The organism is Sphingomonas kaistensis (genome assembly GCF_011927725.1).
GTDB classification, from domain to species: domain Bacteria; phylum Pseudomonadota; class Alphaproteobacteria; order Sphingomonadales; family Sphingomonadaceae; genus Sphingomicrobium; species Sphingomicrobium kaistense.
The window spans coordinates 89850-104439 of record NZ_JAATJC010000001.1 but is presented as its reverse complement, the minus strand read 5'-3'; the positions used below and the strand labels follow the sequence as shown (position 1 = coordinate 104439).

General features: G+C 68.2%; 12 protein-coding genes and 1 pseudogene. 5 read left to right on the top strand and 8 right to left on the bottom strand.

Going from position 1 to position 14590, the window contains the following annotated elements:
- Positions 1-10 precede the first annotated feature (10 nt).
- Positions 11-2008 carry a protein-disulfide reductase DsbD family protein gene (locus GGQ97_RS00490; protein ID WP_168067146.1) on the top strand — a complete coding sequence of 666 codons (1998 nt, stop codon included), beginning with the start codon at positions 11-13 and terminating at the stop codon, positions 2006-2008.
- Here GGQ97_RS00490 and GGQ97_RS00485 read toward each other — a convergent pair whose 3' ends face one another.
- Entirely contained in the window at positions 2009-3658 is a 1650-nt protein-coding gene (locus GGQ97_RS00485) for an amidohydrolase (protein WP_168067145.1), read from the bottom strand.
- A gap of 54 nt (positions 3659-3712) precedes the next feature.
- On the opposite strand from GGQ97_RS00485, the gene GGQ97_RS00480 reads away from it, so the two are divergent.
- Positions 3713-4927 carry a threonine ammonia-lyase gene (locus GGQ97_RS00480; RefSeq protein WP_168067144.1) on the top strand — a complete coding sequence of 405 codons (1215 nt, stop codon included), beginning with the start codon at positions 3713-3715 and terminating at the stop codon, positions 4925-4927.
- A gap of 4 nt (positions 4928-4931) precedes the next feature.
- On the opposite strand, the gene GGQ97_RS00475 is transcribed toward GGQ97_RS00480, so the two are convergent.
- Positions 4932-5498, bottom strand: a complete 567-nt coding sequence (locus GGQ97_RS00475) for a hypothetical protein (RefSeq protein ID WP_168067143.1) — start codon at positions 5496-5498, stop codon at positions 4932-4934.
- Positions 5499-5644: 146 nt separating this feature from the next.
- Here GGQ97_RS00475 and katG point away from each other — a divergent pair, with 146 nt between their 5' ends.
- On the top strand, positions 5645-7882 hold the full coding sequence (gene katG / locus GGQ97_RS00470) for a catalase/peroxidase HPI (RefSeq protein ID WP_168067142.1): 2238 nt from the start codon (positions 5645-5647) through the stop codon (positions 7880-7882).
- Between the two features lie 43 nt (positions 7883-7925).
- On the opposite strand, the gene GGQ97_RS00465 is transcribed toward katG, so the two are convergent.
- Positions 7926-8819, bottom strand: coding sequence for a hydrogen peroxide-inducible genes activator (locus tag GGQ97_RS00465; protein WP_168067141.1), 894 nt, complete (start codon positions 8817-8819; stop codon positions 7926-7928).
- 240 nt (positions 8820-9059) lie between these two features.
- Between GGQ97_RS00465 and GGQ97_RS00460 the strand changes: the two genes are divergently transcribed.
- Complete coding sequence (locus GGQ97_RS00460) at positions 9060-10697, top strand: serine hydrolase domain-containing protein (RefSeq protein ID WP_168067140.1); 1638 nt, start codon at positions 9060-9062, stop codon at positions 10695-10697.
- Between the two features lies 1 nt (position 10698).
- Here the strand turns inward: GGQ97_RS00460 and GGQ97_RS00455 are convergent, their stop codons facing one another.
- Positions 10699-11274, bottom strand: a complete 576-nt coding sequence (locus GGQ97_RS00455) for a TetR/AcrR family transcriptional regulator (protein ID WP_245197775.1) — start codon at positions 11272-11274, stop codon at positions 10699-10701.
- Between the two features lie 73 nt (positions 11275-11347).
- Here GGQ97_RS00455 and GGQ97_RS00450 point away from each other — a divergent pair, with 73 nt between their 5' ends.
- Positions 11348-12229 carry a metal-dependent hydrolase gene (locus GGQ97_RS00450; protein ID WP_342448412.1) on the top strand — a complete coding sequence of 294 codons (882 nt, stop codon included), beginning with the start codon at positions 11348-11350 and terminating at the stop codon, positions 12227-12229.
- A gap of 7 nt (positions 12230-12236) precedes the next feature.
- Here GGQ97_RS00450 and GGQ97_RS00445 read toward each other — a convergent pair whose 3' ends face one another.
- The 4 genes and pseudogenes from GGQ97_RS00445 to GGQ97_RS00430 all read right to left on the bottom strand — a co-directional run bounded on the left by GGQ97_RS00445 (position 12237) and on the right by GGQ97_RS00430 (position 14359).
- Positions 12237-12773: a GNAT family N-acetyltransferase gene (locus tag GGQ97_RS00445; RefSeq protein ID WP_168067137.1), complete on the bottom strand. Its 537-nt coding sequence runs from the start codon at positions 12771-12773 to the stop codon at positions 12237-12239.
- A 172-nt stretch (positions 12774-12945) separates the two neighbouring features.
- Positions 12946-13230: a 50S ribosomal protein L27 gene (gene rpmA / locus GGQ97_RS00440; RefSeq protein WP_168067136.1), complete on the bottom strand. Its 285-nt coding sequence runs from the start codon at positions 13228-13230 to the stop codon at positions 12946-12948.
- A gap of 201 nt (positions 13231-13431) precedes the next feature.
- Positions 13432-13779 (bottom strand): annotated as a pseudogene (gene rplU, locus GGQ97_RS14620) (50S ribosomal protein L21); the annotation flags it as partial.
- 112 nt (positions 13780-13891) lie between these two features.
- Positions 13892-14359: an Lrp/AsnC family transcriptional regulator gene (locus GGQ97_RS00430; RefSeq protein WP_168067134.1), complete on the bottom strand. Its 468-nt coding sequence runs from the start codon at positions 14357-14359 to the stop codon at positions 13892-13894.
- Between the last annotated feature and the right edge of the window lie 231 nt (positions 14360-14590).

Genomic DNA, 14590 nt, shown 5'->3' with positions numbered 1-14590 from the left:
AGCGCGGCGAATGCTCCGCCTGCTCGCTTTCCTCCTTGCGCTGGTCCTCGCCGTCCCCGCCGCCGCCCAGCTCGGCAGCGGGCCGCGCCACATGGGTCTTGCCTTGGTCGCCGAGGGTCCGGCCATCCCCGGCCAGGAGGTCGAACTGGCCCTCGTCATGGTGCCCGAGGACGGGTGGCACGGTTACTGGGAGAATCCCGGCGACGCGGGCAAGCCGATGAGCGTCGCGTGGCAGCTTCCCCCCGGCGCCTCGGCGGGGCCGCTGCGCTATCCCGTCCCGACCCGCCTGATCGTCGCCGACCTCATGAACCATGTGTTCAAGGGGCCTTATGCCGTCCTCTCCCGGCTCAGGGTTCCGGCCGATGCCAGCGGCGTGCTGCCGATCCGGGCAACCCTCGATTACCTCGTCTGCACCGACCAGGTGTGCGTCCCCGAACGCGGTTCGGTGGTGCTGGACCTGCCGGTCGGAAGCGGCCCGACCGACCTGCGCTTCGACGGCTGGCGCGCAAAGCTGCCCCAGCCGCTCGGCTCCCCCGGCACGTTCGCAGTGGCCGGCGACCGGCTACAGGTCGCGATCCCGCTGCCCGAAAGCGTCGCGGTCACGGCGCCCTACCTCTACGCCATCACCGGCGACGTCGTCCGCTATGCCGACGCGCAGGCCTTTCGCCGTACCCCGGACCGCCTGATCGCCGAGCTTCCACTGGCGCAGGCACCGGCCGCGGGCTTCGAGGGCGTGATCGACCTCGGTACCGGTCGCGCGCTGCGTTTCGCCGCCGCGCCCGGCGCCGTGCCCGAGGGCGGCAGCACGGTCGGTGGGGGCGAGACCTGGCGCCTGCTGCTGTTCGCCTTTCTCGGCGCGGTGGCCGGCGGGTTGATCCTCAACCTCATGCCCTGCGTGTTTCCCATCCTTGCGCTGAAAGCCCTGGCGCTCGCCCGCGCCGGCGGGGAGGAGCGCGAGGCGCGTGCCGATGCGCTCGGCTACACGCTCGGCGCCATCGTCGGCACCGGCGCGCTGGGCGCCGTCCTGCTGCTGGTCCGGGCCGGGGGCAGCGCTGCCGGCTGGGCGTTCCAGTTGCAGGACCCGCGCACGGTCTTGCTGCTGTTCCTGCTGGCGGTCGCGATCACCCTCAACCTGCTCGGCCTGTTCAAGCTTCCGGTGCTGGGCGGCGAGGGTAACCCGCGCTCTGGCTTTGCGACCGGCGCACTCGCAGCCTTCGTGGCGACGCCCTGCGCCGGTCCGTTCATGGGCGCGGCACTGGGCACCGCGCTGCTGTTGCCGGCTGCCGGCGCGTTGCTGGTCTTCGCCGGCCTCGGCCTTGGCCTTGCGCTGCCGTTCCTCCTGCTCGCCTTCGTGCCGTCCTTGCGCAAGCGGCTGCCCAGGCCCGGTCCGTGGATGGCGCGGCTCCAGCGCATCCTCGCAGTGCCGATGGCGCTGTCGGCGCTTGCTGCCTTGTGGCTGCTGTGGCGGCAGGGCGGGACGAGTGCGATCCTGCTCGGCCTCGTCTCGGCCGCCCTGCTCGCCGCTGCCTTGCTGTTCGCCGGCCGCCGCCAGGATGCGGGCCAGCCAGCGCTCAGCGCCCCGGTGGTTGCTCTTCTCCTGCTGGTCGCCGTGCCGCTGCTCGGGATCGGTCGCGGGGAAATGGCGGTCACCCAGCGTGGCAGTGCCGGGGAAGCGTGGAGCGAGGCCAAGGTCGCCGCCGCCCGCGCCGCCGGGCGCCCGGTGTTCGTCTACTTCACCGCCGACTGGTGCCTCAGCTGCAAGGTCAACGAAGCCAGCACCATCGACCGCGAACCGGTCCGCGATGCGCTGAAGGCCGCCAACGCCGAAGTCCTGGTCGCCGACTGGACCAACGCCGACCCGGCGATCACCCGCTTCCTCGACAGCCGCGGGCGCGGCGCGATCCCGCTCTACCTATGGTACGCGCCCGGCGCCGCCGAGCCCGAGGAACTGCCCCAGGTGCTCACGCCCGCCATGCTGATCGAGCGCGCCACCGCCGCGCGGCGCTGATCAGCCCCGCTCGGGCGTCACCGTCGGCGTCTTCTCCCATGCCTTCTGACCCGCGATCCAGGTTTCCAGCACCTGCGTGCGGGCCAGGTCATGCGCCGACACCGCCGCCGGATCGCGGTCGACCAGGATGAAGTCGGCCTGCTGCCCGACGTCGAGCCCGCCCATCTCCTTGTCGGCAAAGCTCGCCCACGCCGCGTCGCGGGTGAAACCGGCGATCGCCTGCCCGAGGCTGAGGCGTTCCCACGGCCGCCAGCCACCCGCCGGTTGATCGTCGACGCCCTGCCGGCTGATCGCGGCAGCAAGGCCGGGGAAGGGATTGGGGTCCTCGACCGGGAAGTCGGAGCCGAGCGGCACCCTGACACCGCTTCTGGCCAGCGTCTGCCAGGCATAGGCCCCGCCGAGGCGATTGGCGCCAAGCCGCGCTTCGGCCATCAGCCGGTCGCTGGTCTGGTGCACCGGCTGCATCGACGGCACGACCTTGCCGGCGGCGAAGCGCTTGAGGTCGGGAACGTCGATGATCTGCGCATGCTCGACCCGGCAGCGCTTGTCGCCGGCGCCGCAGCCGACCGCTGCGAAGGCCGACAGCACCATCTCGTTGGCCGCATCGCCGATCGCGTGCACCGCCACCTGCCGGTTCAAGGCCAGAGCGGCGGCGGCCTGGACCCGCAATTGCTCCGGCGTCAGCAGGGGAAGGCCGCGGGTGCCGGGCGCGTCGGCGTAAGGCTGCTTGAGCCATGCCCCGCGCGAGCCCAGCGCCCCGTCGGCATACAGCTTCACGCCGGTCACCTTGAGCAGCATCGCCTTTTCGCCGAGCCCCGCCGCGCCCGGCTTTTGCGAATCGAGCAAGACGCCCTGGCTGGCGTAGGAGAAGACCCGCAGCTTCAGCGTCCGGTCGCGCTGGGCCCGGTTCAGCGCCTGCCATTCGGGCAGGCTGGTGCCCATGTCGGCGACCGCGGTCAGTCCGCGCGACAGCAGGGCCTCCTGCGCCCGGAGCAGCGCCGCGTCGTGCATGGCGGCAGTCGGCGCGGGGACATGCGCATCGACCAGCGCGGTCGCCGCGTCCACGAACAGGCCGTTCTCGATCTTGCCCCCGCTCGGCGCGCGCGTCGCCGCGGTGACGCCCGCCGCCGCAAGGGCCGCGCTGTTGCCGACCGAGGCATGGCCGTCGACCCGCTCCAGCCACACCGGGCGATCCTTGACCACCGCATCGAGGTCGGCGCTGGTCGGAAACTTCTTGTCGGCCCACATTTCCTGGTTCCAGCCGCGACCGGTGATCCACGGCAGGTCCGGGTTCGCCGCCGCATAATCGCGCAGCCGCTGCTGCAGTTCGGCGAGGCTCCTGGTGCCGGTGAGGTCGAGGCGACCAAGCGCCAGGCCATAGCCCATCACATGCCCGTGGGCGTCGATCAGCCCCGGCATCAGCACCTTGCCGCCGCCATTCAGCACCCGCGTCCCCGCCGGCAGCTTGAACATCTCGCCGTGCAGCACGCGCTTCACCTTGCCGTCGTCGCCAACCAGCAGGCCGGTGAAGCGCTCGACCTTGCGGTCGGCGGTCACGCGGACCCCCTTTACGTTGGTGACGAGGAGATCAGCCGAGGCAGGCGCGGCGGCGAGGAGGAGGGCGGCAGCGCCCAGCAGAAGCGTCTTCATCGGCACGGCCTAGCATTGTCGCCGCGCGAGGGAAGGGCTAGCGCTTTTCGCCGCATGACACCGCCCGATATCAACGACATCCGCGCCGCCGCCGACCGCATCGCCGGCGCCGTGGTCCGTACCCCGTTCCTGCTCAGCCGCACCCTGTCCGAGATCATCGGCGCGGAAGTCTGGCTGAAGTTCGAGAACCTCCAGTTCACCGCCGCCTACAAGGAGCGCGGCGCGCTCAACAAATTGCTGCAGCTGACCGGGGAGGAGCGCGCCCGCGGGGTGATCGCCGCAAGCGCGGGCAATCATGCGCAGGCGGTCGCCTACCACGGCCGCAGGCTGGGCATCCCGGTCACCATCGTCATGCCGACCTCGACCCCGTTGATGAAGGTCGCGCAGACCGAGGAGCATGGCGCCCGGGTCGTGCTGCACGGCGACCGGTTCGACGACGCCTATGCCCGCGCCCGCCAGATGGAGGAGGCCGAAGGTCTGGTCTTCGTGCACCCGTTCGACGACCCCGCCATCGTCGCGGGCACCGGCACCATCGCGATCGAGATGCTGAGCCAAGTGCCCGAGCTCGACACGCTGGTGGTGCCGATTGGCGGCGGCGGCCTGATCAGCGGAGTGGCGATCGCCGCCCGCACGCTGAAGCCGGAGGTCGAGATCGTTGGGGTCGAGGCCGAGCTTTATCCGTCGATGAAAAACGTCGTCGAAGGCGCCAGCCAGGCGATCGGCGGCGACACGCTGGCCGAGGGCATTGCAGTCAAGGAGCCGGGCAAGCTGACCCGCGCCATCATCAAGGACAAGGTCGACCGGATCGAACTCGTTTCCGAGCGCGACCTCGAACATGCCGTCGCGCTGCTGGTCGCGATCGAGAAGACCGTGGTCGAGGGAGCCGGTGCCGCCGGCCTCGCCCACCTGCTCGGTGCGCCGGTGGCCTACAAGGGCCGCAAGGTCGGCACCGTGCTGTGCGGCGGCAACATCGACACCCACCTCCTCGCCAACGTGCTGATCCGCGAGCTGGTCCGCTGTGGCCGGATCGCCCGGCTGCGGATCGGCGCTCAGGATCGTCCGGGCGCGCTCGCCTCCATCACCGCCTGCTTCTTCGAAGCCGGGGTCAACATCATCGAAACCAACCACCAGCGCATCTTCTCGAAGCTGCCGGCCAAGGACACGGTGATCGAGGTCGAATGCGAAGCGCGCGACGCCGAGGCGATCGAGGCGCTGGTCAAGCGGCTCGAGGCCAAGGGCTTCGACGTTACCCGCGCCGCCCTCGACTAGGCGCTCAATCCGCCCCTTCGCGTTCGCAGATCGAGATCTGCACCAGCATCGCCCCGGTCGCGAGGAAGCTCAGCGCCAGCACCCAGGCGAAGCTGGCGATGAGATCGCTGGTCGTCCCGAACAGGGCGACGATGATACTTGCCAGCGGCAGGCCGAGGATCAGGATCGCGGCCAGCGCCAGATCGGTCGCGGCGGCAATTCCCGTCCAGCGCCGCACCGCCGATCCGCCCGCCTGCAACGTCGCCCAGGTCAGCAGTCCGGTCCGAAGCAGCAGCCAGAAGGTCATCACGGTGATGTTGGGCAGGAACCGGGTTTCCTCCCGCGCCAGGAACATCGCGCCGGCAGCCATGGTGACGACCCCGGCGAGGCTTGCGGGAAGCCGCGCCGCACGCCGGCCGGTGGCTGCGATCAGTTCCATCAGGCCGGCGATCAGCAGCAGTTGGCCGACCACCAGCGCACCGCTTGATGCGGCCACCTCGGGAAGCAGCAGCGCGCCAAGCGCCAGCAACAGGATCAGGCCGCCACAAAGTGCCGTCATGCGGGCGCGGCGCTGGTCGGGGGTCGCAGTCATTGCGCACTGGTAACAGCCCGCGCCCGGCTTCGCATGATCGGAAATAACGGTCAGTCCGGCGAGAATGATTTGTTTGGGTCGTCGATCGTGGAGGACTAGGGGGAGCATCATAGATTTCCCCAGACTCGGCAGGAGGCCTCAACATCATGGACGCAAAAACCGGCGAACTTTCCGGCGGCTGCCCTTATCAGGCAAGCAAGGCGCGCTCGCTGCTCGGGCGGCAGAACAAGGATTGGTGGCCCGAAGCGCTGCCGGTCGACATGCTGCACCAGAATGGCGTCTCGCCCGACCCGCTCGGCTCCGACTTCGATTATGCCGAGGCGTTCAACGCCCTCGACTACACCGCGCTCAAGAATGACCTCACCGCGCTGATGACCGACAGCAAGCCGTGGTGGCCGGCCGATTATGGCCATTATGGCCCGTTCATGATCCGCATGGCCTGGCACGCCGCCGGCACCTACCGCGTCACCGACGGCCGTGGCGGCGCCAACAGCGGTCAGCAGCGGTTCGAGCCGCTCAACAGCTGGCCCGACAACGGCAATCTCGACAAGGCCCGCCGCCTGCTGTGGCCGATCAAGCAGAAGTACGGCAAGAACATCAGCTGGGCCGACCTGTTCATCCTCGCCGGCAACGTCGCGATCGAAAGCATGGGCGGGCCGGTGTTCGGTTTCGCCGGCGGCCGCCGCGACGTCTTCCAGAGCGAGGGCGACACCTTCTGGGGTACCGAGGAGCTGTGGGTCGACCAGGGCGCCGAAACCCGCATCACCGAGGAAGCGACCGACCTCGAAGGGCCGCTGGCGGCGATCCAGATGGGCCTCATCTACGTCAATCCGGAAGGCCCGGGCGGCAACCCCGACCCGCTGCAGTCGGCGCGCGACATGCGGGCGACCTTCAGCCGTATGGCGATGAACAGCGAGGAAACCGTTGCGCTGACAGCCGGCGGCCACGCTTTCGGCAAGGCGCATGGCGCCAAGCCTTCGGAGCGGTTCGGCAAGAACCCGGCCTCGGAAAGCGTCCACCTGCAGGGCCTCGGCTGGCTGACCGACGAAGAGGATATCGGCAAGGGCCACATCACCACCAGCGGCATCGAGGGCAGCTGGTCGAATAACCCGACCAGGTGGACCGGCGACTATTTCCGCCTGCTCTTCAAATATGATTACGAGCTGGTCGAAAGCCCTGCCGGCGCCAAGCAGTGGCAGCCGGTCAATCCCGATCCCGAGGATATGGCGCCGGACGCGCGCGACCCCAGCAAGCGCGTGCCGACCATGATGACCACCGCCGACATGGCGCTGAAGATGGACCCGGAATTCCGTGCCATCTCCGAACGCTTCCGTGACGATCAGGCGGCGCTCGACGATGCCTTCGCCCGCGCCTGGTTCAAGCTGACCCATCGCGATATGGGGCCGAAGATCCGTTACATCGGCCCGGAAGTGCCGGAAGAGACTTTGATCTGGCAGGACCCGGTGCCGGAAGGCCGCGAGGCCAGCTCGGCCGAGGTCGAGCGGTTCACCAAGGCGATCCTCGGCGCCGGCCTGACCATCGGCCAGCTGGTCAAGACCGCCTGGGCATCGGCCTCGACCTATCGCCGGTCGGACCATCGCGGCGGTGCCAATGGTGCGCGCATCCGCCTCGACCCGCAGGTCAACTGGGAAGTCAACGAGCCGGGCGAGCTCAAGACCGTCCTTGCCAAGATCGACGAACTGCGCGGTGAGCTCAGCATGGCCGACGCCATCGTGCTCGCCGGGTCGGCAGCGGTCGAGAAGGCGGCGCGCGATGCGGGCTTCAACGTCACCGTGCCGTTCTCCGGCGGCCGCGGCGACGCGACGCAGGAGTGGACCGATGTCGACAGCTTCAAGTGGATGGAGCCGCAGGCCGACGCCTTCCGCAACTACCTGAAGACCCGCCAGCCGGTCCGCACGGAAGAGATGCTGCTCGACCGCGCTGCCCTGCTCGGCTTGTCGGCGCCCGAAATGACCGCGCTGGTCGGTGGTCTGCGCGTCCTCGGTGCCAACCACGGCGACCGTCCGGAAGGCGTGTTGACCGACCGCAAGGGTCAGCTGACCAACGACTTCTTCGTCAACCTGCTCGACAACGACACCTTCTGGGAACTGGTCGATTCGTCGAGCGACGAGGAATTCATCGGCTTCACCCGCGCCGGGAAGACGCCGAAGTGGAAGGCCACCCGCACCGACCTCATCTTCGGCTCCAACTCGCAGCTTCGCGCCACCGCCGAAGTCTATGCCGAGAAGGGTAATGAAGAGCTGTTCGTGCAGCACTTCATCAAGGCCTGGGTTAAGGTCATGAACGCGGACCGCTTCGACCTGCTGCCCGCAAGGAAGGTCTCCGCCGACCAGGCGGGCGACGCTTCCTACGTAGGCGCCTAAGCCTCATGCTCCGGCGAGGGGTCGTCCCTCGCCGGAGCATTTCCTATCTCAGCCTTTTGAGCTCATCCGCCAGCAGCCGAAACTCCGCCTCACGCGGGCTGCCTTGGCGCCAGATCAGCGCGATGTCGCGATTGGCCTGGTCCGACACCAGCGGCCGTACTTCGACGCCGGTCCCTTCCAGCAGGCCCGCTGCCACCGCCATCTGCGGCACCAGCGTCAGGCCCAGGCCATTGTCGACCATCTGCACCAATGTATGCAGGCTGGTCCCCAGCATCATCGCCGAGGCGCGCATCTCGGGCCGATTGCAAGCCGCCAGCGCATGGTCCTTGAGGCAATGCCCGTCCTCCAGCAGCAGCAGCCGGCTGGCACTGATCTCGTCCGCCCGCACCTCGTCCCCGCTCAATTCTCCAGGGGAAGAGGCGACCAGCAGCCGATCTTCGAACAAGACCTCATGCGCGATTTCGCCGCACTCGAACGGCAGCGCCAGCAAGGCGCAATCGACCGCCCCGCGGTGCAGCCCGTCGCACGCTGCCCCGCTCGGCTCCTCGCGCAGGAACAGCTTAAGGCTGGGATGGGCCGCCCGCAGCCGCGGCAGCAGCGGTGGCAGCAGGAAGGGAGCGATGGTCGGGATCACTGCCATGCGCAGCTCGCCGGTCAGCGGCTCGCGCTCGGCTTCGGCCATCTCCGCCAGTTCCTCGGCCGACCGCAGGACCTGCCGGGCCTTGGTGACGATCCTGCTGCCCAGCGGCGTGAACCGGGTCACCCGCCGCGAACGCTCGACCAAGGTTGACCCAAGCAGCGTCTCCAGTTCGCGCAAAGAGGCCGAAAGCGTGGACTGGGTGATGAAGCAGCTTTCCGCCGCGCGCCCGAAATGGCCGTGGTCGTGAAGCGCGACCAGATATTGCAGCTGGCGGAGGGTGGGGAGGAATGTGGTCATCGTTCCAATCGATCAATCCCGCCGTCTTAAGTCATTTGATTGTTCAATGCCAACACCCCATATGGAAGTGTACGGAGCGGTCTGGTTCCCCTGTTGGACCGCTTCGCGCCGTCGCCGCGGGACTCTGTTTCGGTCTTCCCCCCTTGGACCAACACGTCGCGGCGACGGCCACTCGCTCCCTCCCTTGACCGCAGCTGTATTGCGCGCTTAATACACCCTGTCATTCCGGGGGTTTTGGTCATGCGCATTCCTGTTTCGATTCTCCTGGCGTCGGTGGCGTCCGCCGCCTCGGCCGCTCCGGCCAACCTCCAAGGCAACGCCACGGCGATCCTCCGGCAGGACGTGCCGGCCGACGGCCCCGGCGTCAGCGCGGTGATCAGCGAGAACGGGCGGATCGTGTGGAGCGGCGCCGCCGGTCGCGCCGACCTCGCCAGCAAGGCGCCGATCGGGCCGGGCAGCGTGTTCCGCTACGCCTCGATCACCAAGCAGTTCACCGCCGCCCTGACGCTTAAGCTGGTCGAGGAAGGCCGGCTGTCGCTCGACGACACGCTGGGCAAGCTGCTGCCGGCCGAAACGCCGGCGGCGTGGCACCCGGTCACGGTTCGCCAGCTACTCGACCACACTTCGGGGATCCCGAGTTACACCGGCAAGCCGGGTTGGATGCTCGAGGCCAACACCAGCCGGGCGTTCACCACCCAGGGGCTGAGCGACATCACCCGCGACATGCCGATGGAATTCGCGCCCGGCACCAGCTGGAACTACAACAACACCGGCTACGTCCTGCTTTCGGCAATCGCGGAGAAGCTGACCGGCAAGCCGTGGTACGTTGCGTTGCGCGAAAAGGTCACCGGGCCGCTGGGACTCGCAAGCATCCGCTGCGGGTGCGAGCCGGGCCCGGCGGTGGTCGCCGGCTATACCCAGGGCGGCAAGCCTTCGCAGCGCATCGACATGACCGTGCCGAGCGGGGCAGGGGCACTTGTCGGCACTGCCGGTGACCTCGCCCGCTGGGGCGCCGCGCTGCACGGCGGCAAGGTGCTCAAGCCCGCCACCTACCAGGCGATGATCACACCGACGGGTGCCGGTGCAAGCGCCCCGCTCAAATATGGTTTCGGCCTAGTCCGCGGCGAGGTCCGCGGACTTCCCACCATCGGCCACAATGGCGGCATCTTCGGCTTCAATACCGAAAGCCTCTACGCGCCCGACCGGAAGCTGTTCGTGGCCGTCCTCAGCAACAGCGACGCGCGGGAGCCGGGTGCCGATACGACCGCTCGCCGCCTACTCGCCAGCGCCGCCGGCGTGGCCTATCCAGTGATGACCGCGCAGGCCCTCGACCCGAAGGCGGTCGAACCGTTCCTCGGAATCTACAAGTTTCCCGAGGCCGAGCGGCGGTTGATGCTGCGTGATGGCAAGCTGTTCACGCAGCGCTCTGGCGGCGAGGCGCTCGAAGTCTCACCAGCCGGCAATGGCCGTTATTTCTACGGTCCTTCGTCGCTCAGCTATTTCGACCTCGCGCGCGGCGCGGACGGCAAGGCGGTGATGCGCTTCTACCCCAATGGCGCGCTCAAGGCCGATCAGGGGGTGTGGACCAGTGCCGCTCCGGTCGAGGCCGCGGCGGTCGCGCTCAGCCCGGCCGATCGCGCGGCGATGGCCGGGATCTATGAGATGGGTCCGGTGACGATGACGATCGCCGACACCGGTACCGGACTGACCGGCCAGTTGACCGGCCAACAGCCGATCGCGCTCAGCGCGACCGGTCGCCGAGAGCTGCGGACCGTCGGCATCGATGCCCGGATGGTGTTCGAGGAAGCGGACGGCAAGGTCGTCCGCGTGGTGCTTCACCAGAATGGCCGAACCATTCCGTTCGAACGCAAGCCCTGAGTCAGTCGCGCAAGGGGCTTCCGGCAAGAGCCTCGATGGTGGTCGCCGCAACCTCGCGAATCGCGCCGCGGTCGAGGCCGCAGGCCCGCGCCACTTCCTCGCCGGCAAGGCTGTCGCCGATCGCCAGCAGGGTTAGCGCCAGGGTCATCCGGTCGACCGGGCGGGGATCGCCCAGCGCGCGCATGGTGCGAATGATCCGCTCGATGGTGGCGATCACCGGCTCCAGCGCCTCACGTTGTCGGGTAAGGGCGACCCAGCCGATCAGCTCGCCCGCGCCCTCCCGGCGAAAGGCTTCGAACATGGCGTCGACCACGTCGCGCTCGGTTGCTTGGCCGGCTCGGCGCTGCTTGATGACGCCCTCGATCGACGCGGCGACGGTCTGGGCGATATCCTCGGCGAGGGCCCGTTGCAGCCCTGCCGCCGTGCCGAAGTGATGCAGCAGATTGGCATGGGTGCGCCCGACGCGCCCGGCGACCGCCTGCAGCGTCACTGCCGCCGCGCCCTCGCTCTTCAGAAGTTCGCGCGCCGCCGCCACCGCCGCGGCGCGGCTTTCCCCGGGAGACACTCGTTTCCGCATCAGCGGCTTTATTGACATTCTTGTAAGCAATCGCCAGTTGTGATGCGCAAAGGAGTGAAGGACGATGGTGGGCGTGGCAAGTCTTGAGCGTGTGTCGGTGACCCCGATCGACCTCACCATCACTCCGCGCGACCGCCGCTTCGGCCGCGACGACCGGACGCCGCGCTGGTGGCTGAAGGGCTCGCCCTATCAGACCGCCCTCTACAACGCCCTGTCGGCGACCTTCCCCAAGGGCGAGGCCTATTTCATCGAAAGCATTCGTGCCTTCCGTGACGTCGCCGATGCCAAGCTGGCCGGGGAGATCAGGGCCTTCACCACCCAGGAAGTGATCCACAGCCGCGAACATGTCGCCTTCAACCGCCGCGCGGCCGATTCGGGCTACGACCTCGCGCCGCTGGAGCAGACGGTGCAGGAAAGCCTCGACCTCTTGAAGGGCAGGCCGCCGATCCTCGACCTCGCCGCGACCATGGCGCTGGAGCATTTCACCGCCATCATCGCCCACGAACTGCTTGCCGACCCGCGCCACCTGGCCGATGCCGATCCGGCGACCGCCGACCTGTGGCGCTGGCATGCGGCCGAGGAGATCGAGCACAAGGGCGTCGCCTACGACACCTGGCTTGCCGCGACCAAGGACTGGACGCGCTATCGGCGGTGGAAGGTGAAGAGCATCCTCATGCTGCTGGTCACCCGCAACTTCGTCCAGCATCGCACCCAGGGCGTGCTGGAGCTGCTCCGCCAGGACGGCATCACCGGCCTGCGCGCCTGGGCCGGGGCGCTGTGGGTGATGTGGGGCAGGCCCGGCATCTTCCGCAAGGTCGGTGCTGCCTGGCTGAGCTACTTCCTGCCGCGCTTCCATCCGTGGAACGAGGACGACCGGGCGCTCATCCAGGGCTGGGACGCGACTTATGATTATCGCCAGGAACCGCCCGCCCGGAAGGTAAGGCGGGCGGCCTGACGGCCCTTCACGCCGCGAGCATCTCCTCGCCCGCGGCCAGCTCCAGCGTGAACAGCCGGCACGCGACTTCGCTGCCCCGCGCGCAGCTGTGCCGCGGAACGGTGCGACCGGTCGGCCGGAAGCCGAGCTTCTCGAGCACCCGGCCGCTTGCGGGGTTGTCGACGAAGTGCCCCGCCTCGAGCCGCGGCAGGCCAAGCGTGCGGGCGATCTCGATCAGCTGGCGACCCGCCTCATAGGCATAGCCGTGGCCCCAATGCGCCCGCGCGATCCAGTAGCCGATCTCGATACCGCCGCCCGGCGCCCGGCCGAAGCCCGCACCGCCGACCAGTTCGGGCTCGCCCTCGGACCGGCGCAGCAGCAGAAAGCTCGGCAGGACCGGATCGGCGGTCTTGTCGAGGAACGCCCGCGCCTCCTCGAGGCCATAGGGCCACGGCGCCAGCGCCAGGTTGCGGACGATCGCCTCGTCGGCGATCGCCTTGGCCAGGGCCGGGGCGTCCTCCGCCCAGCCGGGTCTCAGCAGCAGTCTTTCGGTCCGCGCGAACATGGTCGTGTTTCCTTCCCCTCGGCGGCCCTTCGCAGGGTCGCGTGACAGTTTCGGGAGAAGAAAAAGAAAGGGAGAAGAGGGGGCTTCCCTCTTCTCCCTTCCAGAACCCGCTTGTTGGTTGGTCCTGTACCGGGCTGCCCCCTCCTGGGGCGGCCCGTTATCGACCAACCCCCTATTCGGCTGCGTCCGCCATCGGCGCGTTAATAAGCGCCGCTACGTGGACGTACTTGCGGCCTTGGCGGCCGTCACGGAACTCGACTTTACCGTCGGTCAGCGCGAACAGGGTGTGATCCTTGCCGAGGCCGACACCGGCACCCGGGTACACGCGCGTGCCGCGCTGGCGCACGATGATGTTGCCGGCGACGACGGACTCGCCACCGAACTTCTTCACGCCGAGGCGCCTGCCTTCGGAATCACGGCCGTTACGCGACGAGCCGCCTGCTTTCTTATGTGCCATGGTGTGTTACGCCTTCGGAGTCTTCTTGGCCTTGCCCTTAGCAGGCGCAGCATCCTGAGTCGAGTTGGTCACGTCCTGGGTGGCCTCGGTGCCGGCATCGGCCGGAACCACGCCCTCGCTCGAAGCGACCTCGTGCTCGTCGATCTGGCTCGGCGCCGGAGCGGCCTTGGCCTTCTTCGGAGCCTTCTTGGCGTCGCCTTCGGCCTTCGGAGCCGCAGCGGCGGCCGGAGCCGCCTTCTTCTGCTGGCCTTCGCCGCCGACCGACACGATCCGCAGGATGGTGTGCTGCTGGCGATGGCCGTTCTTGCGGCGATAGTTGTGGCGGCGACGCTTCTTGAAGACGACGACCTTTTCGCCCTTTGCCTGAGCGATGATCTCGGCCGCGACGGTCAGGCCGTCGGTCCCCTTGAGGTCCGAGCCATCGCCCGCGAGCAGCACGTCGCTCAAGGTGATGCTGTCACCGGCTTCACCGGCCAGCTTCTCGACGACGATCTTGTCTCCCGGTGACACGCGATACTGCTTGCCGCCGGTGCGCACGATAGCGAACATGGGCCTCTTCTCTTTTCTTTTTGCTCAACAACGTTGATTTCTTGACCCATGCGGCAGCGTGGCGCCGACCCGCGCGGGAAAGCGTGGCCCCTAAGAGAGGATGGCCGAAAGGTCAACCAGCAGGGTCGGTGACGACCGGATAAGCCGTCGAACTCTTGCAGCGCTCCATCGCGAACTTCGAAGTGACGTTCTTGAGCGGGCCGGCGGCGATCAACTTGCCATAGAAATCGTCGAAATGCGCCATGTCGCGGACCGCGACCCGCAGCCAGTAGTCGGTTTCCCCGGCCATGCGCACGACTTCCAGCACTTCGGGCAGGACCGATACCCCCGCCAGGAAACGCTGCTGCCATTCGGGGCTGTGGTCGCGGGCTTCCACCTCGATGAACACGATCAGGCCGAGCCCGAGGGCGCGCGGATCGACCAGCGCCACCGTCCGCTCGATCACCCCGGCCGATCGCAGCTTCTGGATTCGCCGCCAGCAGGGGGTGGGGGACAGGCCGACTCGCGTCCCGATCTCGGCCACCGGCAAGGTCGCGTCTTCCTGCAGGATGGCGAGGATCCTGCGATCCGTATGATCCATTTTCATGATCCACGGTTTTTGAGCATGAACTTGCATAATTGCAAGTCGGGGCGCATCGCCCTTGTTATTCCGCCCACCCCCTTGCCGGGAAGCGTCCGGAGAGGCAGGTTCAAGGTGTTCCGAGCGGAAAGGTCTTGATCAGAGCACGCAAGATTATTCCAACTTGGGATGGCCGGCCGCTTCGGCGATCGTCGTGGCGGCCGGCCAATAGTCCTTCGTTCCCTTGAGAGA

Bases quoted from the DNA above. Each gene is read 5' to 3' on its own strand.
- GGQ97_RS00460 (WP_168067140.1), top strand. From the start codon at position 9,060: ATGCGCATTCCTGTTTCGATTCTCCTGGCGTCGGTGGCGTCCGCCGCC.
- GGQ97_RS00490 (WP_168067146.1), top strand. From the start codon at position 11: ATGCTCCGCCTGCTCGCTTTCCTCCTTGCGCTGGTCCTCGCCGTCCCC.
- GGQ97_RS00485 (WP_168067145.1), bottom strand. From the start codon at position 3,658: ATGAAGACGCTTCTGCTGGGCGCTGCCGCCCTCCTCCTCGCCGCCGCG.
- GGQ97_RS00455 (WP_245197775.1), bottom strand. From the start codon at position 11,274: ATGCGGAAACGAGTGTCTCCCGGGGAAAGCCGCGCCGCGGCGGTGGCG.
- GGQ97_RS00475 (WP_168067143.1), bottom strand. From the start codon at position 5,498: ATGACTGCGACCCCCGACCAGCGCCGCGCCCGCATGACGGCACTTTGT.
- katG (WP_168067142.1), top strand. From the start codon at position 5,645: ATGGACGCAAAAACCGGCGAACTTTCCGGCGGCTGCCCTTATCAGGCA.
- rpmA (WP_168067136.1), bottom strand. From the start codon at position 13,230: ATGGCACATAAGAAAGCAGGCGGCTCGTCGCGTAACGGCCGTGATTCC.
- GGQ97_RS00480 (WP_168067144.1), top strand. From the start codon at position 3,713: ATGACACCGCCCGATATCAACGACATCCGCGCCGCCGCCGACCGCATC.
- GGQ97_RS00465 (WP_168067141.1), bottom strand. From the start codon at position 8,819: ATGACCACATTCCTCCCCACCCTCCGCCAGCTGCAATATCTGGTCGCG.
- GGQ97_RS00445 (WP_168067137.1), bottom strand. From the start codon at position 12,773: ATGTTCGCGCGGACCGAAAGACTGCTGCTGAGACCCGGCTGGGCGGAG.
- GGQ97_RS00430 (WP_168067134.1), bottom strand. From the start codon at position 14,359: ATGGATCATACGGATCGCAGGATCCTCGCCATCCTGCAGGAAGACGCG.